Annotated in this window: 22 protein-coding genes; 14 read left to right on the top strand and 8 right to left on the bottom strand. The window is 47.4% G+C overall.

Annotated elements, in window-relative coordinates:
* Nucleotides 1–61 precede the first annotated feature (61 nt).
* The 9 genes from CHA6605_RS00855 (at nucleotide 62) to CHA6605_RS00820 (ending at nucleotide 8,303) form a co-directional block, all read left to right on the top strand.
* Entirely contained in the window at nucleotides 62–766 is a 705-nt protein-coding gene (locus CHA6605_RS00855) for a hypothetical protein (protein ID WP_041547397.1), read from the top strand.
* 245 nt (nucleotides 767–1,011) lie between these two features.
* Nucleotides 1,012–1,860, top strand: coding sequence for a YaaW family protein (locus CHA6605_RS00850; protein WP_041548562.1), 849 nt, complete (start codon nucleotides 1,012–1,014; stop codon nucleotides 1,858–1,860).
* A 27-nt stretch (nucleotides 1,861–1,887) separates the two neighbouring features.
* Nucleotides 1,888–2,202: a hypothetical protein gene (locus CHA6605_RS33470; RefSeq protein WP_015157659.1), complete on the top strand. Its 315-nt coding sequence runs from the start codon at nucleotides 1,888–1,890 to the stop codon at nucleotides 2,200–2,202.
* On the top strand, nucleotides 2,183–3,238 hold the full coding sequence (locus tag CHA6605_RS00845; RefSeq protein WP_015157658.1) for a M14 family metallopeptidase: 1,056 nt from the start codon (nucleotides 2,183–2,185) through the stop codon (nucleotides 3,236–3,238). The genes CHA6605_RS33470 and CHA6605_RS00845 overlap by 20 nt, the downstream gene beginning before the upstream one ends.
* Before the next feature lie 255 nt (nucleotides 3,239–3,493).
* The gene (locus CHA6605_RS00840; protein WP_015157657.1) at nucleotides 3,494–3,745 is read left to right on the top strand and encodes a hypothetical protein; all 252 of its coding nucleotides are present in this window, start codon (nucleotides 3,494–3,496) and stop codon (nucleotides 3,743–3,745) included.
* Nucleotides 3,746–3,970: 225 nt separating this feature from the next.
* On the top strand, nucleotides 3,971–5,455 hold the full coding sequence (locus tag CHA6605_RS00835) for a cobyrinic acid a,c-diamide synthase CobB (RefSeq protein ID WP_015157656.1): 1,485 nt from the start codon (nucleotides 3,971–3,973) through the stop codon (nucleotides 5,453–5,455).
* A gap of 139 nt (nucleotides 5,456–5,594) precedes the next feature.
* Nucleotides 5,595–6,116 (top strand): hypothetical protein, encoded by a 522-nt coding sequence (locus CHA6605_RS33465; protein WP_157259691.1) that lies wholly within the window; start codon nucleotides 5,595–5,597, stop codon nucleotides 6,114–6,116.
* Nucleotides 6,117–6,458: 342 nt separating this feature from the next.
* Nucleotides 6,459–7,778: an FAD-dependent hydroxylase gene (locus CHA6605_RS00825; RefSeq protein WP_015157654.1), complete on the top strand. Its 1,320-nt coding sequence runs from the start codon at nucleotides 6,459–6,461 to the stop codon at nucleotides 7,776–7,778.
* A 138-nt stretch (nucleotides 7,779–7,916) separates the two neighbouring features.
* Nucleotides 7,917–8,303, top strand: a complete 387-nt coding sequence (locus CHA6605_RS00820; protein WP_015157653.1) for a cytidine deaminase — start codon at nucleotides 7,917–7,919, stop codon at nucleotides 8,301–8,303.
* A gap of 108 nt (nucleotides 8,304–8,411) precedes the next feature.
* On the opposite strand, the gene CHA6605_RS00815 is transcribed toward CHA6605_RS00820, so the two are convergent.
* The 3 genes from CHA6605_RS00815 to psbQ form a co-directional block, all read right to left on the bottom strand.
* Nucleotides 8,412–9,491 (bottom strand): NAD(P)/FAD-dependent oxidoreductase, encoded by a 1,080-nt coding sequence (locus CHA6605_RS00815; protein ID WP_015157652.1) that lies wholly within the window; start codon nucleotides 9,489–9,491, stop codon nucleotides 8,412–8,414.
* An 84-nt stretch (nucleotides 9,492–9,575) separates the two neighbouring features.
* A complete protein-coding gene (locus tag CHA6605_RS33460) occupies nucleotides 9,576–9,722 on the bottom strand; it encodes a hypothetical protein (RefSeq protein WP_157259689.1) in 147 nt (48 codons plus the stop codon).
* Nucleotides 9,723–9,961: 239 nt separating this feature from the next.
* Entirely contained in the window at nucleotides 9,962–10,495 is a 534-nt protein-coding gene (gene psbQ / locus CHA6605_RS00810) for a photosystem II protein PsbQ (RefSeq protein WP_422678772.1), read from the bottom strand.
* A gap of 149 nt (nucleotides 10,496–10,644) precedes the next feature.
* On the opposite strand from psbQ, the gene CHA6605_RS00805 reads away from it, so the two are divergent.
* The 3 genes from CHA6605_RS00805 to ureA all read left to right on the top strand — a co-directional run bounded on the left by CHA6605_RS00805 (nucleotide 10,645) and on the right by ureA (nucleotide 12,179).
* Nucleotides 10,645–10,908, top strand: a complete 264-nt coding sequence (locus CHA6605_RS00805) for a hypothetical protein (RefSeq protein WP_015157650.1) — start codon at nucleotides 10,645–10,647, stop codon at nucleotides 10,906–10,908.
* Entirely contained in the window at nucleotides 10,895–11,758 is an 864-nt protein-coding gene (locus CHA6605_RS00800; protein WP_015157649.1) for an urease accessory protein UreD, read from the top strand. Before CHA6605_RS00805 ends, CHA6605_RS00800 begins: the two co-directional genes overlap by 14 nt.
* A gap of 118 nt (nucleotides 11,759–11,876) precedes the next feature.
* Nucleotides 11,877–12,179 carry an urease subunit gamma gene (ureA, locus tag CHA6605_RS00795; protein ID WP_015157648.1) on the top strand — a complete coding sequence of 101 codons (303 nt, stop codon included), beginning with the start codon at nucleotides 11,877–11,879 and terminating at the stop codon, nucleotides 12,177–12,179.
* A 492-nt stretch (nucleotides 12,180–12,671) separates the two neighbouring features.
* Here ureA and CHA6605_RS00790 read toward each other — a convergent pair whose 3' ends face one another.
* From CHA6605_RS00790 to CHA6605_RS00780, 3 genes are all read right to left on the bottom strand, one after another.
* Complete coding sequence (locus CHA6605_RS00790) at nucleotides 12,672–13,658, bottom strand: ABC transporter ATP-binding protein (protein ID WP_015157647.1); 987 nt, start codon at nucleotides 13,656–13,658, stop codon at nucleotides 12,672–12,674.
* Between the two features lie 419 nt (nucleotides 13,659–14,077).
* Nucleotides 14,078–14,557 (bottom strand): hypothetical protein, encoded by a 480-nt coding sequence (locus tag CHA6605_RS00785; protein WP_015157646.1) that lies wholly within the window; start codon nucleotides 14,555–14,557, stop codon nucleotides 14,078–14,080.
* A 280-nt stretch (nucleotides 14,558–14,837) separates the two neighbouring features.
* Entirely contained in the window at nucleotides 14,838–15,590 is a 753-nt protein-coding gene (locus CHA6605_RS00780; RefSeq protein ID WP_015157645.1) for a YebC/PmpR family DNA-binding transcriptional regulator, read from the bottom strand.
* Between CHA6605_RS00780 and CHA6605_RS00775 the strand changes: the two genes are divergently transcribed.
* Nucleotides 15,579–16,901, top strand: a complete 1,323-nt coding sequence (locus tag CHA6605_RS00775) for an ABC transporter substrate-binding protein (RefSeq protein WP_051038628.1) — start codon at nucleotides 15,579–15,581, stop codon at nucleotides 16,899–16,901. The genes CHA6605_RS00780 and CHA6605_RS00775 overlap by 12 nt on opposite strands.
* 48 nt (nucleotides 16,902–16,949) lie before the next feature.
* Here the strand turns inward: CHA6605_RS00775 and CHA6605_RS00770 are convergent, their stop codons facing one another.
* A complete protein-coding gene (locus tag CHA6605_RS00770) occupies nucleotides 16,950–19,487 on the bottom strand; it encodes a DNA gyrase/topoisomerase IV subunit A (protein ID WP_015157644.1) in 2,538 nt (845 codons plus the stop codon).
* A gap of 339 nt (nucleotides 19,488–19,826) precedes the next feature.
* Nucleotides 19,827–20,627 carry a tetratricopeptide repeat protein gene (locus tag CHA6605_RS00765; protein WP_232432154.1) on the bottom strand — a complete coding sequence of 267 codons (801 nt, stop codon included), beginning with the start codon at nucleotides 20,625–20,627 and terminating at the stop codon, nucleotides 19,827–19,829.
* Between the two features lie 524 nt (nucleotides 20,628–21,151).
* Between CHA6605_RS00765 and CHA6605_RS00760 the strand changes: the two genes are divergently transcribed.
* Nucleotides 21,152–22,756: an efflux RND transporter periplasmic adaptor subunit gene (locus CHA6605_RS00760; RefSeq protein ID WP_015157642.1), complete on the top strand. Its 1,605-nt coding sequence runs from the start codon at nucleotides 21,152–21,154 to the stop codon at nucleotides 22,754–22,756.
* Nucleotides 22,757–22,872: the final 116 nt, after the last annotated feature.

The following is a 22,872-nucleotide window of genomic DNA, read 5'->3' as shown; positions in this document are numbered from 1 at the left end:
AATTAATAACTACTAAATTGTAGACAAACTCAGGAGTAATATTTTTGTGAGAGAGTGTCAAATGTCGAAACAATGGTGGAAAGTTAGCTTATTAGGAATCGTGATGGTGGTTGCGGGTTGTAGCACCACTACTAAGCCTGAAGTCGCTGTCAGTACTAGTCCGGTGCCAGTAGCTGCGCCTAAAGATGTGTGGATGAACCAGTTCGAGCAACTTAATGGTACCCCGTATTTGTATGCACCGATTTATGTGGCCGAACAAGAGCGTAAAAGCATTCTCAAGCAAATTAAATCTGCTAGCTATAGCAGCTATGACGAGCGCAAAGACTATCAGATAGACATTCGTAACTATATGTTCGTGCATCGAGATAACTTGTCTGCGGGCAAACTACTCACCAACAATAACTCGCGGATATTAGAGCTAGAACAGATTGGCGAACCGTTTCCACCCAGCAAGTCGAATACCGATGCAATGAATCGCCCCAGCGGGGTGAAAACTGTCAAAACACTATGGTATGTTCGAGCCGAAGCGGATACCAATGCCGATAAACTACTTAGCGATTTAGACCGCAAACAAATCGGAATTTCTGATGTTTCTGGTGCAAATTATACGGAAGTTATTAAGGATATCGATAAAATCTTGTTAGTTTCGCGGCTCGGAATCGATCGACGCGTAGTAATTTATACATCAGGTGACAAGCGGTTTGTGGCTAATATCGATATCCCCACTCGCAAAGCCACGATTAAGGAGCTACCACCAATAAATTAACCATAACCTAAGCTGTTAGAAACCGCCCCTCATGATGAGAAGTCCGCCGAAGCTGTACTGAAGTTCCGATTCCGCGAAGGCGGACTTCGCAGCTCCAGCCAAGACTTCCAGTCGTTGGCTTTCCAATTAATACTAACTTAGATTAAGTTAATCGATCGCTAGTGACGAGTGCCCACTGTTTTTTGGGAATGGTGCGGTACACTAGATGGTGGAAGGATGTGAGCACGAGTGTGGAGGAAGTTGTTTTGGATGAGCTACGAACGGCTTTAGAATTGGCGACAGAAGACGAGCTACAACAATTGACCAGGATTCTCTTTAGCCGTAAGTTCAATCCTTTAGACTACGTGCGCACCCCAGACTTAGTAGAAATTCAGAGTCAGGAGCGAGATATCTGGTTAGACTCGATCGAAGATCGCTTTCGCTTTTTGGCAGCAGATGGAATTACTGTCTTGCAGGGACGGACTCATGCTGTCAGTTACCGTCAGACGTTGGTACAGGTATGTAGATATCTCAAAATTCCTTATTCCAATCAGCTCAGTACCACCGATTTAGAAGCGGAAGTCTTTTTGCATCTAATGGGTAAAAGTTGGCATAAGTTACCGTCTGGAGATCGCGATGCGCTGACGCTTAGAGTTCAAAAATCTCTGGCAAATACCCGTTTCGACCAGCCTTTACCCGCACACATTCAGCACGACCCAATTAAACTAATTTTAAAGGGAAGTAGCGCGATCGCGGTTAGTTCGGTGCTCAAACCATTAGTACTACATCAAATTGCCCGTCAATTTGCGTTTCACTTTGCCAGCTACGAAGTTGCCAAACAAACCCTAATTCGGGGTGGATTGGCCGCTACCAGCCAGTTGCAAAGTTATATCTCACTTTATATGGCCAAACGCGGCATGATGCTTTCAGCAACCCAGCAGGTGGCTGTACGTGGCGTGTTTACCATTTTAGGGCCAGCCATGTGGGGCTGGTTTTTTGCAGATCTCGGCTGGCGATCGATTTCGACTAATTATGGGAGAATTATCCCGACGATTGTTGCCTTAGCTCAGATTCGATTGACTCGATCGAGCGACTGGGATTTAGCTTATTGTTAAATAATCAACGACTGGAAGTCGTCGCTAATGATGCAAAGTCCGCCTACGCGGACTGAAATATTAGTCCACGTAGCGGCGCGCGCTCGTCGGGAAACCCGACGGTTTAGCGCGACAAGCGGCTCGCTCTCTTGTCGCAATTGCATGGGCGGGTTTCCCGCCCGCATTGCGACGCTCCGGTCGGGAAACCCGACCATGGAAGCGAGACAAGACAGACAGCGGACTTTGCATCACAAGCAGCGGTTAAAACCGCTGGTAGTTGTGGTGACACCCGAAAATGAATTATTTCTCAGACGATTATTTTATAGCTCGATCTCGCTGGCAAATGGCAGCCAGAGAGCATAAAGCGCGGCTAGAGTCTTATGAGATCGACGCACCATCGCCGAACGATAAACCATTGTCGATCGATGTTGCGATCTTTGGCGAGCATACAGCTAGCAAAGCCTTGGTTATTTCTAGCGGCTTGCATGGAGTTGAAGGCTTGTTTGGCTCGGCGGTACAATTGGCAACGATCGATCGCTATTTTACAACTCAGCAATTACCATCGGATCTCCAGCTTGTGACCATACACATGCTCAATCCTTTTGGTTGTGCGTGGTATCGCAGGTGGAATGAAGAGAATATCGATCTCAATCGTAATTTTGTGCTAGCTAATGAGGCGTATCGAGGTTGTCCGCCTGCTTATCCATCGCTAGATAGTTTTCTCAATCCGCGCACTGCGCCATCCAGACTCGAACCTTTTTTGCTGAAGTCTCTGGGTTTAATCGCTCGGTATGGCATGTCCGCGCTCAAAAATACGCTCCCTGTCGGACAGTATGACTACCCCAAAGGTTTATTTTTTGGCGGTAATGCACCCGCACAAACTCAACACATCTTAGCTGCTCATCTGCGAAACTGGTTGGGAGCAGCGCAACAGGTAATTCATCTCGATTTACATTCCGGTTTGGGTAAATGGGGAACCTACCAACTATTTGCCGAAATAACTAAAGATTCGCCCCGTTATCGATGGTTGTCCGCTCGATTTGGGGGTCAAACTACTCCTGTAGAAAATCGGTTGTTGACGATCGATCCAGACGATTTAGTCTATCAGCCGCGCGGTACATTCGGTCGCTGGTGTCAGCATGAATTTGCAGATCTGACCTATGATTTTATCCTTGCTGAATTTGGTACTTACCCAATGCTGCGCGTCCTTAAGGCACTCCGCAGCGAAAATCGCGCTCACTGGTGGGGACAGCCGGAAGATCTATCTTTTGACAGAGCAAAAAAAGAATTAATAGAAGTGTTCGTACCCAAAAACGATCGATGGCGAAATATAGTTCTCGATCGAGGTGTTGATTTGTGCTATGCCGGAATTAAAGCTTTACAATCCGATCGAGCATAACTCTCCGAGCGATAAATTTTAGCGCGTTGAAGTCGATCGGCAATCGGTGTTAGGTTAGTTAAGAGACGATCGCTCGATATGTAATCTGTTCCTCATTTAATTTACATACATTTTCCCCGCTCCCCGCTTTCAAAAAGTATCATCTGTAATTTAGATATAAGGACAGCGTAATCTCTCGATCGTCGAACTTTAACTATTGTATTTCTGCTCGATCTAAAAATTACTAATCTAGGATTTTTTGGGAGATTTAATTTCATGGCAGCACCAACACCTCTTCACGGCAACGAATTAATTGATTGTGCGAAAGCTAATGCCAAAGATGGCATCGAAGCAGCAGCTACTCTGTGTGGTTATAGTGGCGATATCGTCACCTTCGAGCGAGAACTACACTCGGCAGCGCAACACATGGGCATCAAACTTGAAGGCTTCCAAGATTTAGTGAAAACAACCGAAGTCCCACAACCGATCGGGATTGATGTTATTCCTGAAACGGAAACGGTGTTGTAATTCTTGGAGTTTATTATAATTGGGTGATAGGTAATAGGTAATAGGTAATGAGTAATGGATAATGGATAATGAGTGGGGGAAACGCAGTTTCAAAACCTAAAACCTAAAGCCTAAAGCCTAAAGCCTATCCCCTATCCCCTATCCCCGACTTAGACATCGAATCGCAGCAGCGGCATAATTAGAGTTCGAGCACTTACTTCGATCTCTACTCTCCTCTCAAAATTTATGTCAATCGCGATCGCTGGAGAACGCAGTGGTGTTGGCAAAACCACCATCACCTTAGCCCTACTTGCTGCCCTCAAACGCAGACAGCAGACGGTACAATCTTTTAAAGTGGGGCCAGATTACATCGATCCGATGTTTCATTCGTATGTGACGGGGCGAGCCTGTCGAAATCTCGATCCGATTTTAACTTCACCAGCTTACGTGCGGCATTGTTTCGATCGCCACAGTCAGACAGCCGAGTGCGCCATCGTCGAAGGGGTGATGGGATTATTCGATGGAGCTTCGGGGACGACGGATGCAGGAAGCACGGCGCAGGTTGCCAAATTGCTTAATATCCCAGTCGTCTTGATTCTCAATTGTAGTAGCACCTCGCGATCGATTGCCGCGATCGCGCATGGTTATCGGACTTTCGACCCTGAAGTTCAGATTGCGGGTGTAATTCTCAATCGAGTCGGCAGCGATCGGCATCTCGAATTACTCACTGCTGCCCTCTTGCCGCTCCATCTACCCATCTTGGGCGTACTCAGACGGCGAGACGACATTATTCTCCCCGATCGCCATTTAGGGCTAATTCCAGCGGGAGAATTAACCGATCTCGATCGCACGCTCGATCGACTTGCCGATGTTGGCGAGACTTGTTTCGATTGGGAGCGATTGATGCCTTTGCTTGTTGCTAAACCCGTGTTTACCCCCCCAAACCCCCCCGCAATCGATCTTACGCCCTCCTCTCTTGCTCCCCTCCTCTGCGCAGGCAGACGCTTCGCGAACGGAGGGGCTGGGGGTGGATTCCAGGAGGGCTGGGGCGGGGGAACTACCTCCTTTGTAGCACAGCCTAAAGTTCGGCTTGCAATTGCCAAGGATGCAGCATTTAATTTCTACTATGCAGACAATCTGGACTTATTGCGAGATTTGGGTGCCGAACTCGTCGAGTGGAGTCCGTTAATCGATCGACAATTACCACCAGATGTGAGTGGATTGTATTTTGGGGGTGGATTTCCAGAAGTATTTGCCGAAATTTTAGCGGCAAATACTTCTGCCAGACAATCCGTCGCAGCGGCAATTACAGCCGGAATGCCGACTTATGCTGAATGCGGGGGATTGATGTACTTGTGCGATCGAATTGTAGATTTTGACGCTCGATCTCATGCCATGGTCGGAATTTTTCCCACCACAGCCGTGATGGGTAAAAGATTGATTTTGGGCTATCGACAACTGACAGCATTACAAAATAGTGTGCTCTTTAATGCAGGCGATCGAGTGTGGGGACACGAATTTCATCGTTCTACTTTGACCGATTTACCCCCATCGCCATTATGCGATCTTCATGGCTATGAATCGAATTTAGTTTTTGCGGCTGAAGGCTGGAGTAGATACCAGGTGCAAGCTGCGTATACTCATTTGCATTTCGGATCTCATCCAAATATCAGCGATCGATTTCTTAACTGTTGCCGTAGATTCGATCGTCTATTTGCATCCCAGAAATAATTTCATCGATCGCTACCTATATTTGATATTGTTATACATGTGTCAGGACATTACACGATTTTAATGTTAAGATGCACCTACAGCGAGTGAAATAAATCGCCGAATTTTAGGTAAATCATCTCCAAATTAAGAAGTTTTCATGATTAAACTAATTCAGACGATCGCATTGACTACTGTGGTTTTTTCGCCATTGAGCCTAGTTAGTCTCATGACATCTGCGGAAGCTCATCATAGCTCTTCTCACGTTTCGACGGTGGGTGTTAGTACGACCCAAACCACCAAGAAAAAAACAACAAAAACTCCAGCGGCAAAAAGCAAGAAAAAGCCAACGAGCGGCACCAACATGAAAAAGCCCTCTGGAACCGACACAACTACACCATCTAGTACCACACCAGATAGTACTACTCCTGCTGGTGTTACACCTTCTGGCACTATGCCGACTGACACTACACCTGCTGGTACCGACACCACTCCCTCTGGTACCACCACTCCTGGCACTAAAGCCAACCCTAGCGATCCTAGTGGCAGCTCCAACACCAAACCCAATACTATCAAGGTTCCCAGCGATTCAACTCTCCCTGGTACCCCTACATCCATCCCTGGCAGCGTTCCTAACCCTGCTGGTAGCACTCCTTCTGTCCCAACTGGCTTACCTAAATAAGCAGCACATCGACGATAACCGGATGTTCCGATCTTAATAAATTTAGACTCCAACAAGAGTGTCTCAGCTAATTTGACTGGGGCACTTTTTTCTTGCGTAATGGGTAATGAGTAGGGATTGTGGATTGTGGATTGCGGATTTCGGCTCTCGCACGCCTTTGTTTCCCGCCGAAAGAAGCGAATCAAGACAGCGGATTGGAAATGTGCTCCCGTCTCCTCCTCTCCCCCAACTCCCAACTCCCAACTCCCGATTGGTTACCCTCGCGCAGAATGAATAGAAGCGTCATAATAATAAAGGTCGCTGCCAAAAATGTTTACTATTCTTATTAGTCGATCGTTTCCTATGCCACGTCTCGATTCTCTCTCAGTTCGGGCAGACGCTGTGCAAATACAGATGCTGCATTCGCCTCAATCCGCTTCAGATCTACAGCCAGTAGCCGGATCGCCGCAGTTGGACTACGATCTGGCGATCGTCGGTGGTGGCATTATCGGTAATACCCTTGCTGTCGCGCTGCAAAATTCTGGATTGCGGGTAGTTTCGATCGAGTCACAAGCGCAGTCAATTTCGATTGCCAAGAGTCGAGCTTATGTCTTATCGATGCTCTCAGGGCAGATATTTGAGGGTCTAGGCGTGTGGGAAGAAGTTTTACCCCAGATTACTCAATTTAGTCAAATTCAAATCTCTGACGCCGATTATGCGGGAGTAGTGAAAATGTATCCCCAGGATTTGGGGAGAGAAACTTTGGGTTATGCTGCCAGTCATGAAGTGCTACTGACAGCATTGCAAACTAAATTGCGATCGGCTGCCAATATTACGGTGATGTGTCCCGCACAGGTAGTGGCGGTAGAATACACCCCGACTGGTGCCGAAATTACGATTCAAACCCCAGACACCGAAGCACCAACCAAAATCCGCACTAGCTTGGTAATTGCCGCCGATGGTGCCAAATCCTCACTCAGAGAGCGCGCTGGCATCACCACTGCTGGTTGGAACTATTGGCAATCTTGTATCACCGCTACCGTCACACCCGCACAGCCGCATCAAAATGTGGCATACGAGCGATTTTGGTATGCTGGGCCGATCGGAGTGTTACCATTAGCTGACGGTCGCTGTCAGGTGGTATGGACGGTACCCCACCAACAAGCTGAAGAATTGCGAGATTTACCTGCAAATGAATTCCTCGATCGATTGGAATATTGTACGGGTGGTTTACTCGGCAAATTGGCACTCGACTCCGAGCGTTGGCTATTTCCCGTCAAGTTGATGCAAAGCAAAAATTATATCGCCGACAGACTGGCATTAATCGGCGATGCGGCGCACTGTTGCCATCCAGTCGCGGGACAAGGAATGAATTTGGGGATTAGGGATGCTGCTGCTTTAGCCGAGATTTTAGTCGCCGCGCACCAAGCTGGCGAAGATATCGGCTCTAAAGCTGTGCTCCAGAGGTATGCCAACTGGCGCAAGCCAGAGAACTGGGTAATTTTAGCCTTTACCGATTTTCTCGATCGCATGTTCTCGACGAGCCTGATGCCGATCGTGATTATCCGCCGCTGCGGGCTGTTTTTACTCGATCGAATTCCAGGATTTAAGTACCTCGCCCTCAGATTGATGACGGGATTGGCTGGTAAAATTCCGCAGGTGGCAAAATTAACTGTTAATTGAGCGGGGAGCGATGTGCGATGTGCGCTCGTCTGGTTTCCAGACGAGCGCACATCAAGACAGCGGGGAGCGGGGACTAGAAACTCGCTCGTTACTAAAAAGCCATGCTAGGTTATTTAAAATCATTCAGATTGTAAAGCGATGTCTTCACTCAGCTCGATCGATCGAGAACTTATCGAACAGGCTCGATCGATTATCTCTAAGCGTTTTAAACAAGACTATCACCACATCGGAGCAGCATTAAGAACCAAATCTGGCCGAGTATTTGCTGCCGTTCATTTAGAAGCGAATGTTGGTAGAGTTGCTGTTTGTGCCGAAGCAATCGCCATTGGGATGGCAGCAGCAGTCGGAGATACCGAACTTGAGACGATCGTTGCCGTCGATCCTCAAGGTAACATCGTTTCACCATGCGGGATGTGTCGGGAATTAATTTCTGACTATGCACCAGATTGTCAAACGATTATTTCCGAACAAAAGATTGTCACGATCGGTGAATTATTGCCTCACAAATATCAGCGTATCGATTAAATATTAGCCGTTGCTGAATTTAGGTCTGATTCACCTTAGATGTATACCCGAAATTTAGAGTAGGGGCAATTCATGAATTGCCCCTACTCTAAATTTCGGCATTGATTATCAATTAATTAACAACATATCGCCGATAATTCGTGCGGTTGCTGGGGCGAGTAAAATACCATTGCGATAGTGTCCTGTCGCCACTAATACGCGCTGATTCTTGCCAACTCGATCGATTACCGGAGCCGGACGATGATTGGGACGGGGGCGCAAGCCTTGCCAGGTGCGGATAATTTCGCCCTTAGCTAAATCGGGACAGATCCCGATGGCGATTTGTTTGACTCGTTCCAGACATGCCGGATCTGCTACCATCGCCCCATCGACAGGAAATTCTACCGTCGCACCCACCCAATAATCGTTACCACCACAGGGAACGATATTGACATCTTCACTGACAATTACGGGTTGAAAATCGGGATTGCCTAATGGTTGCGATAACCGGATTTGGATTGCTTGTCCGAGTACGGGTTGAATGTCGATAGATGCGTGTGGCGCGAGTAAACTAGTAGCACCCAAACCCGCCGTAACGATAACTCGATCGCTAGTTATTTTTCGATCGTCAGCGGTTAAAAGTTCGCAGCTATTGGGGTTATCGGCGCGAATAGACTCGATCGATCGATCGAAATGAAAATTCACCCCATTTAGTTTCGCCGCAGCTACCAAGGCATTTGTGAGCGCGACTGGATCGACTTGTAAATCTTGGGGTGAATAAGCCGCAGTCCCCGTAAATTGACGATCTATTTGAGGCAGTTGAGTCAAGATTTTGCGGGCATTCCATAACTCTAGTTGCCACTCTTGTTCGGTGCGACTGGTGACTAATTGCGTCCATTTACTCAGATCGTCTTCAGATGATAATAATTTGACAATTCCTTGCGAATTGTGAGGAATCTTGATGCCTGTGGATTTTTCGAGTTCGGGAATTAGAGTTTGATAGCGACGAATACTATCTCTCCGCAAGTTCCAAGCACGTCCTTTAACTTTCGTCGAGATAATCCCCATCATTACGCCTAAAGCTGCACCCGTCGCTGCTTGCGCTGGCTGTTGTCGATCGTAAACGTCGATTTTAAAATCGGTCGATTGACTCAGTTCGTAAGCAATTGTCGCGCCAATAATGCCGCAGCCAATAATACTAATAGACATTTGATTATTAATTGATAATTGATAATTGATAATTGATAATTCCTTCCTACTCAAAGATAGAATAGTAGTAGTGGCGTGACCAGACTAAAATTGTGGGCATTCAGAACTCTGGAAAATACAATCGGTAATATTTTGAGCGATCTCTTTACCCACATTTTTAGTCTGGTCGTCCCAGTAGGGTGGGCATTGCCCACCACATAAGTTTCGCTCTCTCTGCAAATAGCTAGACACAATTATTTATAAAATATGCTATGCCTGAAATCTAGATGGTGGGCATTGCCCACCCTACATTGTTAATTGATGATAGACATTTAATTGATAATTGATAATCGATCGTCGATCGCTGGTTGATGGGTTAGATTTATTTTCACCAGCAACCCTTAAAATATCATCGGGTAGGGGCAATTCATGAATTGCCCCTACCCGATGATATTTTAAGGAAGAGATAATTATCCTCAATTTAGAGCTAACTACGCCTGAGGAATCAGCTTCTCGAAACTTGCTAGATCCTTGAGAGCTTCGCCATAGTTGCGGATGGCAAGTTTGTAGTCGTTATTGCCAGCGGCTGCATCGATCTTGTTGAGATGTTCAAAGACTTCTTTGCTAATTTTCAAAGCTTGCTCTTTGCTACCTGGTAATAGCTCTCTGGATAAACCAGACATCCGCGTTCTGATTTCGCCTAGAGGGCCGTGAATGAAGGATTTGACATTATTCCAATCGCGCTCTTGAATGAAAATAGCTAGTTCTGGCATTCGATCGGTTAATGTTTTGACATTTTTGCTGGTGGCTTGAATTTGAGTCAATTGTGCAGCACTATAAGTTGGAGCCTTTACTTGGGAACCATCACCACAGCTAACAACTAAGACGGAAACCAGTACGAGGAGCAGGGAGATCAGCGGACGAAATAGAGACATAGTTATCAAAAAAAATAGGTTAGGAGAATGGTTAAAATGTTGCTCGATAAGATAGGCTACAGAAGGACGAGACTCGCGCCGACGCAGCACGTTAGAGCGATGCCGCTCGCCCCTACTCTCAGCATACAAGAATTGCCAGGTTGCAGGCAATCCATTTTGTCTGAATCGCTGTAGGCATAAATCCTCAATCGAGCCGATCCTGGAGATCTGCTTATCACCAACAATCGATCGCAAATTTCATGTTTAGAGTATTCGCAAAAGATTACGATCGCCAGTTCGAGCGATGGACGGATGCCCTAGAGGCGGGCAATTCTCTCAAATCTCAGTGTAAAAGTTTATTGCAAGATGTCCGAATTTTTGATGGTGAAGAATTAATCTGGATTTACAGTCGATCGCACACATATCCTCAGTATATTGGCGCAGGAGTATATGACAAGCTGGCGCGATTATTTCTGCTTGAAAATGCCCCGACGATCGCAGTCGAAGTAGATGAACCAGAATAATCTTGACGCATTTCCCGGTTGGCAAGGACGTCTACAACTCATTTATGGTTACGCTAGGGGTAAAACTCAAGCCATCGAACATCGCGGTACCGCACCGCTCAAAGTCCAACGCTCTTTTTATCCCGAAAGTGTAGCTATCTGTCATAACACGATCCTGCATACTGCGGGTGGCGTCGTGGGCGGAGATCGGCTCAATATCGATATCGACCTGCAACCTCGATCGCGGGCGGTAATTACCACGGCAGCGGCTGCTAAAATCTATGGCAGTAATGGTGCGCTAGCATCCGAACAAATCGTCCAGAATGTGGGCGAGAATGCCTGTCTAGAGTGGTTGCCTCAAGAGACAATTATCTTTGATGGCGCGCTATTCGATCGACACTTACAAGTCAATCTGGCGGCGACAGCGAGCTGGCTGGGATGGGAGATCGATCGATTCGGACGAACGGCACGGGGCGAGCGATTCAACCATGGTGTCTGGAGATCGGCGACAGAAGTATATCGTCAAGGCATCCCAGTCTGGATCGATCGACAATTACTCTATGGAGATGACCAGATCGATCTGCCCAATATTTTGGCTGGATATCCGATCGTCGGTACTTTAGCCTGGATTGGTGCTACCAGTCTAGAGCCAGACGCTCTACTGGCAAGTAAAAATCTCGTCATCAAAGCTCGATCTCTGTTTGATGGCGAACCGAGTAAAATCGGAGTCACCCGTCTGACAGAAGGGATCTTATGTCGCTATCGCGGCGACTCTACTACCGAAGTCCGTCGCTGGTTTACCGCAGTTTGGCACTTACTTCGTCATTTCTATCTCGACAGTCCACCGATTCATTTGCGAGTATGGCAATAGGGTTGATGGGTAATGGGTAATGATGGAATGCCAGCGTTTCCTATCAACTATCTATTATCCACTTTTCCCATTCTCTACCTTCGGCATAAAACCTAAAGCCTAAAGCTTAAAACCTAACATGCAACTCTCACCACAAGAAAAAGACAAGCTTTTAATTTTCACAGCCGCTTTAGTTGCGGAGCGTCGTAAAGCTAGAGGGTTAAAGCTCAATTATCCGGAGGCGATTGCTTATATCTCTGCGGCGATTTTAGAAGGTGCGCGGGATGGGCAAACGGTGGCTGAGTTGATGAATTATGGTAAGACGCTACTGTCGCGGGAGGATGTCATGGAAGGGATTCCGGAGATGATTCATGACGTGCAAGTGGAGGCGACATTTCCGGATGGTACTAAGTTGGTTACCGTTCACGATCCGATTATGTAACCTCACATTTTGCTCGGTATATAACCTTTAGTAAAAGCGTAGATCTGAGGGTACCCAAAAGGGGCACCCCTACAGGTTAATTGTGTAGCAGGGTGGATTAATTGTCACCAAAGCAAATCTAAAACCCTAGTTATTAGTCTTCAACCGCCCTCAAATGAATTTGGGGCTAACGGCAAAAGTCCATTGAAATGGACTGAAAGACTTTTCTCCTCCAACAATTAACCTATCTTGCTACAGGTCAATTGTATAGGGGTGCCCCTTGTGTGTGGCCATGGCAGGGTGGTTTCATACAGCAGAATAAAAATATTTCAGTTCACTTCAGTGAACTTTCGCTATTAGCCCGAAATTCATTTCAGGGCGGTTAAAGACCAAGCACCAAGGCTTTTGCACTTTTCTTTTCTTGTATGAAACCACCCTGCCTTGTGCTTACCTATGGGGTATCGTATTAATAGTATCGATGGTAGCTCTTCAAGATGTTTGGCTACTACTTTCCTAGCTGCTCGATCGAATACCTCGGAGTTCCATCTGTTCCATGAAAAATTCTTCGAGAGAAGCGCGTCCTTGTTGCAGAGAGATTAATTCGGCATCCATCAATCGTAATGTGGCCATAAATTCTTGCGGTTCGCCGTAAATTTTGCCAGTCCAAATATCGTCTCTATAATCGATTTTTTCGATCCAGCGACTGAGAATATCTCGATCGCCGCCACGTCCGGAAACATAATAATAGCGATCTTCATTGGTGAGTAATTCGGATAGAGTACCGCAGCAAATTAGTTCACCTTGTGCTAGGATACCGACGCGACTACAAATTTGTTCGACTTCGGTGAGAACGTGACTATTAAAGAAGACAGTTTTACCGCGATCTCCTAGCGAAACAATCAGATCGCGCATCTGTTTGCGACCCAAAGGATCGAGTCCAGACATGGGTTCGTCGAGGAATACGAGGTCGGGGTCGTTAATTAATGCCTGCGCCATCCCGACCCGTTGAACCATGCCTTTGGAGTACTGGCGGAGTTGCTTTTTCTTGGCCGCTGATTGGGCTAAACCAACCATTTCGAGTAATGCTGGGATGCGTTGTTTTTGGATCGATCTGGGGATTTCAAATAAGCCAGCGGTGTATTCTAGTAATTCCCAGCCAGTGAGAAAGTCATAGAAATAAGGATTTTCGGGTAGATAACCGATCTTTTGTTTGATCGATCGATCTCCCAAGGGTTTGCCGAGTAATAAGCCTTTGCCTGCTGTCGGCTTGACAATACCTAATAATGTTTTGAGTAGGGTAGTTTTGCCCGCACCATTCAAGCCCAATAATCCAAAAGTTTCACCTTCATAGACTTGGAGGGTGCATTCTTTTAATGATTCAACCTTGCGATTTAACCAAAAGCCAGTGCGATAAACTTTGCGTAATTGATATGTCTCGATTGCGGTGGCAACTTCGTAAGTTGACGTCGATCGATCTACGGTTTCAGTGGTTAGCGTCATAACGATTGGGAGTCGGGGGGTAGAGAATTTTTGACACAGCGACCCAAATTGCGCCGAGGAAACTTGGCGCATGTGTTTGGGAAGACAGCCAAGTAAGCATCAATAACTCTCACCCTGCTGGCTGTGGTCGATCTCTTCTTTAACCAAAGATACCCACAAACAGGGTGGAAATTATCGACTTACATCGCAATCGAGCTGCTACGAGAGCAACTATCCGATCGCCTCTCTACTTTATCCTGTGGGTTACCCTTTGAAAATACGGTATTGCTAATTTAAGGGATAATTTTCCGGAAGAGGTGAAGTAGAAATTTGGGGTAGGGGCAATTCATGAAGCGAGTGAAATCATGCGGAGGTTCCCTCCGCATGTGTTTCACTCAAGACAGCATCTACCCCAAATTTCTACTTCGATCACTCGCGCGCTAAATGCTTAATCCGGCCTTGATTTTGGCTAGAGCTGAAGCTTCGGCGGGACTAATTTTGGGATCTCCCGAACCGAATAAGCCACTACCAGCCGCGCTGGCGACGGCTTCGGCGCAATCATATACAAACTGCTTGAATTCGGTAATTTCTGTGGGTGTAGCTTTGTCGCCGATGGCTGCTAGGGCTAAATCGACAGCCGCAATCGCTTTAGTGACAAATGCGCCAGATTCGATATCTTCTGGTCTGAAATCTGGTTTCTTCCGTTGGATTTTACCGCTAGCTAAAACGGCTTCGGAGAAAACAGCTTGAACGATCGAGTTATTAGGATATTTTTTGCCTGCACCGACGATTTCTTTGGTGAGTGCGACAGCTTCGATCGCGCTGGAAATTATTCCCATATCGGCGATGGCCACCGCCATGCCAACTGTCATCGGTGCGCTGGCGATCGCATTTAGTTCGTCGGAAGTATATGCTGTCATAAATTAACTACTCGATCGGATAGTACTAACTAGATCTTAACAGCTTCACTCGCTCGGGATCTGAGGATGAATGTCTGCGTGGGGTTGGAAACCCCGGCTGATGTTGCAAAGTCTGCCTACGCAGACTGGAAGATCTAGCCCCGATTTGCGACCGAAATCGCTCTGAGACTCCCTCAGCGTGCGTTTCGGTCAGCGACGCGCGCTCGGCGGGTTTCCCGCCGTAAAAAGCGCGTCAAGACAAGACACAATCGGTGGCTACCTATATGCTCTAAAAGTACCATCAACCCAACAACTCATCCGCCAGATCGAAATTAGCAGTTACTGTTTGGACATCATCCAAAGCTTCGAGCACTTCAATTAATTTGAGCAGTTGCTTACTTTGCTCCGGATCTTCGACTAATACCGTCGTTTGGGGCACCCACCGCAGTTCGGCATCGCTAACTTTAAACCCCTCAGCACGCAATGCGGTATTGAGTCGTTCGAGATTTACCACTGTCGTAAATACTTCCGCCCCTGGTTGCTCCTCATCGTCGAGCAGCTCATACACGTCCGCACCGCCTTCTAAAGCTGCTTCTAAGAGCCGATCCTCATCGATACTGCCGACGATCGTGCAAACGCCTTTAAGGTCGAACATCCAGCTCACACAGCCAGTTTCTCCCAGGTTACCACCGCGTTTGGTAAAGGCAAATCGCAACTCGGCGGCGGTGCGATTGCGATTGTCTGTTAGGGCTTCGACAATAATCGCGACACCGCCTGCACCGTAACCTTCGTAGCGAATTTCTTCGAGTTGGGCATTACTATCGGCAGTACCCGCACCCTTAGCGATGGCCCGATCGATGTTATCGTTGGGGATACCTGCTGCTTTGGCTTTTTCGATTGCCGTCCGCAGTTGGAAGTTACCATCGGGATCGGGAATCCCATTTCTGGCAGCGACGATAATTGCTCGCGATAATTGGGTAAATGTTTTCCCGCGTACCGCATCGACTCGCGCCTTTTGTCGCTTAATATTTGCCCATTTACTATGACCTGCCATACAAACCGATTAGCTTCTAAAATTGGAATCTCGATCGCTTTAATTTTACTCATAATTCTCGCAGGATGTACGCCAGCGCGACTCGATCGCGAGGGTGTAACGCATCTGACGTTATGGCAAGGGATCAATCCGCCGCCCAATCGTGAGGTTTTTGATAAGTTAGTAGCTAAGTTCAATCGATCGCACCCAAAAATCGAAGTTGAGTCGTTATATATCGGCCAATCCGATCGCCAATTACCTAAAATTCTCGCAGCGATTGTCGGCGATGCAAAGCCAGATTTACTCTGGTATGGTTCGATGTTAACGGGACAATTAGTCGATTTAGAAGCGATCGAACCGATCGATAAGTTGTGGGAACGATCGACAGTTACTAAAGATATCGATCCGGCTTTACTCGGCTCGATGCAATACGAAAATCATTTGTGGTCGATCCCGTTTGGAACGAATAATGTCGGAATTTTTTATCGTCCCAGTCTATTTAAAGCTGCCGGAATCGAGCAAATTCCCACTAATTGGCCAGAATTTCAAGCAACTGCCAAACAATTAACTCGCGATAGTAATGGTGATGGCAAAATCGATAAATATGGGATGCTATTACCCTTAGGACAAGGGGAATGGACGGTATTTACGTGGCTACCATTCATGTGGAGTGGCGGTGGCGAACTCAAATCTGAAAAGCTAACGACGTTGGCAAAGCCGCTCCTTTGGAGCATCGATAATCCCGGCTCGATCGCGGCTTTAAAATTGTGGCAAGATTTAGTTAAAGATGGTCATGCAATTTTATCTTCACCAGAGCGCGGTTATGAGTTAGATAATTTCCTGTCTGGTAAAGTAGCGATGCAATTAACTGGCCCCTGGACATTCGGCCAATTAGGGGGCATGAATTTCACTGATTATGATGTAATGCCAATTCCGGCTGGCACTCGATCGGCAACCAGTACGGGTGGTGAAAATCTATTTATGATGAAAAGTACTCCCGCACACCAACAAGCAGCCTGGGAGTTCATGGAATACGTACTAAGCGAAGATTTTCAGACTGAATGGGCATTAGGTACGGGATATTTACCCGTCAATCTCAAATCTCGCGATCGCTCGAACTATCGTGATTATGTCAGCAAAACGCCAGCAATTCAAGTATTTTTAGACCAAGCCAAATATGGCAGAGCGCGCCCGATCGAACCTGGTTACAGTCAAATATCAGAAAATCTCGGACGCGCGATCGAGTCGGTATTACTAAATAAAAATTCGCCAGCCGCCGCACTGAAAACTGCTCAGGAACGGCTGAATTTAAGTTTGAATCAGAGACGATAGGGAATATTGCTTATTACCCATCACCCATTACCCATTCTCACCATCTAGCTAATTTACGAACATTATCTCTTCATTGGGAGCTAATTCGACAAGTTTATCACCAGTGCCATCTTTGCCATAGGTTTGAACCCGATCGATCGCTACGAGTTCGTGACGGTGGGTAGTTGTGACTAGATCGAGAGTTTCCGCCGGAACGTTGATGTAGAGCAGATTATCGGTTTTGATGGCAAATTGCATGGCATGAGTGCCCATATTGCCAGTTTGGACGATCCGAATCGCGGCGATGGGGATGCGTTTGGCGTATCCTTGGCGCGAGATTAGGACGATTTCGTCGGTGCTATTAACTGGAATACAGCCGACGATCTGCTCTCGATTGCCGACTTTGAGAGCTTGGATGCCTTGGGAGACGCGTCCCATCAGGGGGATTTGCTCGGAGGCGAGCGCGAGGCGCAGAATCCGCGCGCCAGAGGTGGCAATCACGATCTCGCGCTGACTAGTCAGTGGGGTAATGGTGTGCAGTTTGTCGTCTTCGCGGAGTTTGATTAAAGTGGTGCCTCGGTTTGTGAGTCCGCTGAGTTCTTGGATAAGGATACGTTTAATTTTCCCTTGGGCGGTGAGCAGCAGCAGTTGCTGCATGTCATCTGGGGCTTCGTCGGGAGTGGGCAGGCTAAAGAGAACCCGTTCGTCGGGGCTTTCTGCCAGTGCGGGAATTAAGCTAGTCAGGAGCGTGCCGCGATCGTTACCGAGGGTAGGCGGGATATCGCGAATTCTTAAGGGATAAGCTTTGCCATCGCTGGTGACTAATATGAGTTCTGCTTCGGTGTTAGTTTGGTAAGTTTTGGTGACGAAATCATTAGTTTGTAAATTGAGTTTCGATCCGGTTTTACTCAGGCGTCTAATATATCCTTGATGGGTAATTTCGACTGTTACTGGTTGACCGGGTTCGGTTTCAATGATTTGAAGTTGCGAGGGTGGGAGTGTCCTGGTACGAGCCTCTTTTGGTGTTTCAGCACTAGCATTTTTAGTTCTAGTTGAGGCGGCTCTATCGGCCTTAGCTTGGGGGACTGGCGGCTCTATCTTGGTAATTTTGGTGCGACGAGCGTCTGCAAATTTGCGTTTGAGCGATCGCAAATCTTTCTTGAGCGATTTGAGCAGTTCGTTCCGATCTTGTAAGAGGGTATTGAGGGTATTAATCTTGGTATTAACTTCTTGGAACTCTGTCTGGAGGTTTTTCTTTTCTAAGCCAGTTAAGCGGCGCAAGGGCATCGCCAAAATCGCGTCCGCCTGCGTCTCGCTCAGGTTCAAATCTGTCTGAAAGATCGCTTTGGCGGTGGTGCCATCTGGAGCGTTGCGGAGGATATTAATTACCGCATCGAGGTTATCTAGTGCCGTCAGTAAGCCAGACACCAGGTGTACCCGTTTTTGAGCCTGTTCTAGTTCGTTTCCGTACTGACGGGTGAGGGTAACTTCTCGAAACTTGAGAAATTCTTCGAGCAGTTGTCTGAGGGTAAGTTGTCTGGGTTGTCCTTCGACAATTGCCAACATAATTGCGCCAAAGTTGCTCTGGAGAGCGGTTTGGCGGTAGAGTTGTTCGAGAACGTTGCGGGGTTCGCTATCGCGCTTGATCTCGATGACGACGCGCATCCCCTCGCGATCGCTTTCATCGCGCAGATCGGCAATACCGTCGATTTTGCCCGCGTTGACGAGTTCGGCAACTTTTTCAATCCACGCGGCTTTATTTACCTGAAAGGGTAGTTCGGTGACGATCAACGAATCGCGCCGTTTTTTAGATTTAGTCAGCTTGGCACGATCGCTAGCAATTTCGACATGAGAAACCCCACGCACGGTAATAATCCCTCTCCCCGTGCGATAAGCATCGTGAATGCCCTCTATGCCCATAATCTCCCCACCTGTGGGAAAATCGGGGCCAGGAATCAATTCCCATAATTTGGCATCGGGGAGATCGGGTTTGTCGATCAGCGCGATCGCACCATCGATCGCTTCGCCGATATTGTGGGGCGGGATGTTTGTCGCCATCCCCACCGCAATCCCGCTACAGCCATTCACCAGCAGAATCGGTACTTGCGCGGGTAAAACTGTCGGCTCCTGTTGGGAGTTATCAAAGTTACCGATAAAGTCCACCGTTGCGGTGCCGATCTCGCCCAAAAGAGCCTCATGACTCAACGGTGCTAGTCGCGTCTCGGTATAACGCATTGCTGCTGGCGGATCGTTATCTACCGAGCCAAAATTACCGTGTCCGGCCAAGAGTGGATAACGGGTCGAAAAGTCCTGAACCAGCCTTACTAGGGCATCATAGACCGATTGGTCGCCATGGGGGTGATATTTACCCAATACATCCCCGACGACACGAGCGCATTTGCGGTAAGGCCTGTCGGGTGTGAGTCCCAATTCGTGCATTGCATACACAATCCGTCGATGTACTGGTTTTAACCCATCGCGGACGTCAGGCAACGCCCGTCCTACAATCACACTCATGGCGTATTCCAGGTACGATCGCTGCATCTCTGAGGGCAGGTCGATCGGAATAATTTTTTCTGTACCTAGCAGATCTAACTGTTTTACCATGAGTTCAAATGCCTATCTCGATCGCTTAAGTTAATCTCAGTCTGCCACAAACTGTTCGCAATCGGGCGAGACTGCAAAATAATAATACACAATTACTAAGGCTAGGTGCTAGGGGTTAGGGGTTAGGTTTTAGGTTTTAGGTTTTAGGATTACAACGCAGGCGTTCTAATGTTATTTGCAATCTAGAGCAGACAGCCTTCTGCCTAACGTCCTTTGACTAAACCCTAAAACCTTCTTGCCTAACACCTAAAGCCTAAAGCCTAAAACCTTCTTGCCTAAAACCTTCTTGCCTAACACCTAAAGCCTAAAGCCTAACACCTAAAGCCTATCCCCTACGCTCTACCCTCTAACCGGAGCCTTAGTAATAAACTCCCGCACCCGTGGGGTTTGGATTAGTTTGCGAGTGTCATTGAGGAGTTTATCACCCCACAAGTTATCTTTGAGATATTGGATGTTGGCATAGCGACTATCGAGGGTAATCGCTTTTTCGGCAGTAGTAAATGCTTCAACTTGTTTGCCTTGAGCGAACAGGGCAACAGCCATCGCTAGCACGGGTTCGGCGGCTTTAGGATCGATGGCGATCGCGCGTTGCCAGTTTTGCATGGCACCATTGATATCGCCTGTTTCGTAATTAACCAAACCGATATTGTTGATAGCTGGCCAAAATTTGGGGTCTTTTTTGACAGCTTTTTGATATTGAGCGATCGCGTCGGCATATTTATTCGACTTATAGTAAGCATTGCCTAGATCGAACAGCGCGCTATTGTTGTCTGGCTTAATTTTCAGTCCGGCTTGAAGGGTATCGATCGCTTGTGGTAGTTCGCCTTTTTGGAAATAAGCCGAACCTAACATAAATAAGATGTCTGGATCTTGCGGTTTGATAGCCTTTGCCTGTAGTAAGGCATCGATCCCTCTTTGATACTTTTGAGTTTGGACGTATAAAGAACCTAAAAAGAACCAAGCTTCATGGCTTTTTGGTGCTAATTGAGTAGCTAAAGCCACACGGGGAATTGCCTGTTCGTATTGTTGAAATTGAACTAATCCAGCAGCTTGTCTGAGTAAAATTTTGCTGGTGTCTTCTAGCGATTTGGGGTCTTTCTTGGGGGTATAAGGTACTAAAGCTTGGCTGCGAGCAGACATAGACATGGGCAAGCTCAAAATCCCTAGGCAAGCGATCGGGAGTAAGAAGAGAGAGATCCGTTTATGCACGATAAGTTAGGTCTAGGTAAATATATCGAAGACAAGTAGAAAGAAAACTGTCGAAATTACAATTTTTGAGCGAAAGGTTGGTGTTGTTTGTCGATTCCATCATAAGACAGATTCTACAGCTACTTGACAACGATGGCGAAGCTAAGATCGACTCAGGCGATCGATCGACACTGGTACGCACCTAAATCTAGGCTACCTCACTTAGCAACTCGATCGAGTTAAAAGTAGCGATCCCTATGTAGATTTACTGAGGGTTTTCACTACTGCGGGATATGACTTTTGACACTAGTCACTACCCATGATATCGAGTTAGAATTGTGAATAAAAGTAACAGATTCTGTTAAAAGTCGATCGTCGAGCTGCCTAATCGGTAGATCTACTCTCCAAGGGAGGGTCTGCGCCAACGAGAAGCGATTCGAGAGTCTGAACCCTAGATAAGTGCGCCGCGACCTCCTATGCAACTACCTCTCATAAATAACATCAAACGTCCGATCCCTGTCATTGCAGGTGTAGTGGCAGCAACAATCGGACTGGCGGCACTTGGAACGATCGCATTCACCCAGTTTAAGCCAGCCCCGAAAATCGATCTCAACCGCTACACGACTGCTGCTAAAGCCGCAGATCTCACCGAGCGCATCACCGCTAGCGGTAATGTCATCCCCTTCCAAACTGCCAATATCAGCCCCAAGACGGCGGGTAGAGTGTCACAACTATTTGTCGAGCAGGGAGATCGCGTCGTGCAGGGGCAAAAAATCGCCCAAATGGAAAATGCCGAAGCGCAAGCCGCCTTCGCCCAAGCTCAAGCCAACGTGCAGCAAGCCCAAGCCAACTTGAGTAAGGCTAAAAATGGCTCGCGCCCTGAAGAAATTGCCCAAGCCAAAGCCAGACTAGAGCAAGCCCAAGCCAATTTAAATAAAGCCAAAAACGGCAACCGTCCCGAAGAAACCGCTCAGGTGCGGGCAAAATTAGCCCAAGCCCAAGCCAATTTAAATTTATCGCGATCGATCGCACCCCAACAAATCGAACAGGCTACAGCCCAAGTTTCCTCAGCGACAGCGCGACTCAAACTCGCCCAAGCCCAAGTCGATCGCAATCGATCGTTGCGGCAATCGGGAGCGGTATCGCAGGATGCACTCGATCGAGCCACTGCTGACTACCAAACCGCCCGCGCCAATCTCCTCGATGCCCAACAAAAGCTCCAACAGGTACGCAATAGCAGCGCATCGGAAATCAACCAGCGTCAAGCCGCCGTCACCGAAGTCCAACAAGCCTTGCGCCAATCCCAACTCGGCAGTCGGACGGAAGATGTCGCCAGTCTAGCCGCTCAAGTCGATCAAGCTCAAGCCGCCTACGAGCAAGCCAAAAATGGCTCCCGTCCCGAAGATATCGCCCAACTCACAGCCGCACTAGCAGTAGCTAACGCCCAATTACAATCGGCTCGATCTCAACTTAACGACTCCACCGTCGTCGCGCCGTTTGCTGGATTGATTACCCAACGATACGCTAGCGTCGGCGCGTTTGTGACGCCCACAACTTCGGCTTCGACTAGTACCTCCGCGACTTCCACTTCGATCGTGGCTTTAGCCAAAGATATGGAAGTTAAAGCCAAGGTACCAGAAGTCGATATCGGCAAGATCAAAGTCGGCCAAAAAGTCGAAATTACTGCCGATGCCTATAGCGACAAACCCTTCCAAGGTACCGTCCGCTTGGTGGCACCAGAAGCTGTCGTCGAGCAAAACGTCACCTCATTTGAAGTCCGCGTCGCGCTCGATACTGGCAAAGATGTCCTGCGATCGGGTATGAATGTCAACACCATTTTTAGTGGCAGACGCACCAATAACGCCCTAACTGTACCCACAGTCGCGATCGGTTCCAGAAAAGGCAAAACTGGGGTTTATATACCTGGTGAAAATAACGAGCCTAAGTTTAAAGAAGTTAAAGTTGGTACCACCGTCAGAGACAAAATTCAAGTAACGGATGGTCTCAAATCTGGAGATCGAGTCTTCATTGACGTCCCCCCTGGATTTAAAGACAAAATGCTTGGCGATGGCGGTAAATAATTAGTTGAGAGTTGATAATCGACGATTGATAATCGATGATTGACAATCGATCATTAACAACATTTGATATCAACTATCAACTATCAACTATCAACTATCCACTATCAACTATCCAC

The sequence above is a fragment of the Chamaesiphon minutus PCC 6605 genome, from assembly GCF_000317145.1.
Taxonomy (GTDB): Bacteria; Cyanobacteriota; Cyanobacteriia; order Cyanobacteriales; family Chamaesiphonaceae; genus Chamaesiphon; species Chamaesiphon minutus.
Note: the sequence above shows the minus strand (reverse complement) of the source record. Positions and strands in the feature narration are given on the sequence as shown.

Coding starts and splice junctions, on each gene's coding strand:
- ureA (WP_015157648.1), top strand. CDS start 11,877: ATGCAACTCTCACCACAAGAAAAAGACAAGCTTTTAATTTTCACAGCC.
- CHA6605_RS00785 (WP_015157646.1), bottom strand. CDS start 14,557: ATGACAGCATATACTTCCGACGAACTAAATGCGATCGCCAGCGCACCG.
- CHA6605_RS00765 (WP_232432154.1), bottom strand. CDS start 20,627: ATGTCTGCTCGCAGCCAAGCTTTAGTACCTTATACCCCCAAGAAAGAC.
- CHA6605_RS00815 (WP_015157652.1), bottom strand. CDS start 9,491: ATGTCTATTAGTATTATTGGCTGCGGCATTATTGGCGCGACAATTGCT.
- CHA6605_RS33465 (WP_157259691.1), top strand. CDS start 5,595: ATGATTAAACTAATTCAGACGATCGCATTGACTACTGTGGTTTTTTCG.
- CHA6605_RS00800 (WP_015157649.1), top strand. CDS start 10,895: ATGAACCAGAATAATCTTGACGCATTTCCCGGTTGGCAAGGACGTCTA.
- CHA6605_RS00770 (WP_015157644.1), bottom strand. CDS start 19,487: ATGGTAAAACAGTTAGATCTGCTAGGTACAGAAAAAATTATTCCGATC.
- CHA6605_RS00760 (WP_015157642.1), top strand. CDS start 21,152: ATGCAACTACCTCTCATAAATAACATCAAACGTCCGATCCCTGTCATT.
- CHA6605_RS00805 (WP_015157650.1), top strand. CDS start 10,645: ATGTTTAGAGTATTCGCAAAAGATTACGATCGCCAGTTCGAGCGATGG.
- CHA6605_RS00835 (WP_015157656.1), top strand. CDS start 3,971: ATGTCAATCGCGATCGCTGGAGAACGCAGTGGTGTTGGCAAAACCACC.
- CHA6605_RS00790 (WP_015157647.1), bottom strand. CDS start 13,658: ATGACGCTAACCACTGAAACCGTAGATCGATCGACGTCAACTTACGAA.
- CHA6605_RS00855 (WP_041547397.1), top strand. CDS start 62: ATGTCGAAACAATGGTGGAAAGTTAGCTTATTAGGAATCGTGATGGTG.
- CHA6605_RS00780 (WP_015157645.1), bottom strand. CDS start 15,590: ATGGCAGGTCATAGTAAATGGGCAAATATTAAGCGACAAAAGGCGCGA.
- CHA6605_RS00775 (WP_051038628.1), top strand. CDS start 15,579: ATGACCTGCCATACAAACCGATTAGCTTCTAAAATTGGAATCTCGATC.
- CHA6605_RS00840 (WP_015157657.1), top strand. CDS start 3,494: ATGGCAGCACCAACACCTCTTCACGGCAACGAATTAATTGATTGTGCG.
- CHA6605_RS00845 (WP_015157658.1), top strand. CDS start 2,183: ATGGCAGCCAGAGAGCATAAAGCGCGGCTAGAGTCTTATGAGATCGAC.
- CHA6605_RS00825 (WP_015157654.1), top strand. CDS start 6,459: ATGCCACGTCTCGATTCTCTCTCAGTTCGGGCAGACGCTGTGCAAATA.
- CHA6605_RS33470 (WP_015157659.1), top strand. CDS start 1,888: ATGATGCAAAGTCCGCCTACGCGGACTGAAATATTAGTCCACGTAGCG.
- CHA6605_RS00820 (WP_015157653.1), top strand. CDS start 7,917: ATGTCTTCACTCAGCTCGATCGATCGAGAACTTATCGAACAGGCTCGA.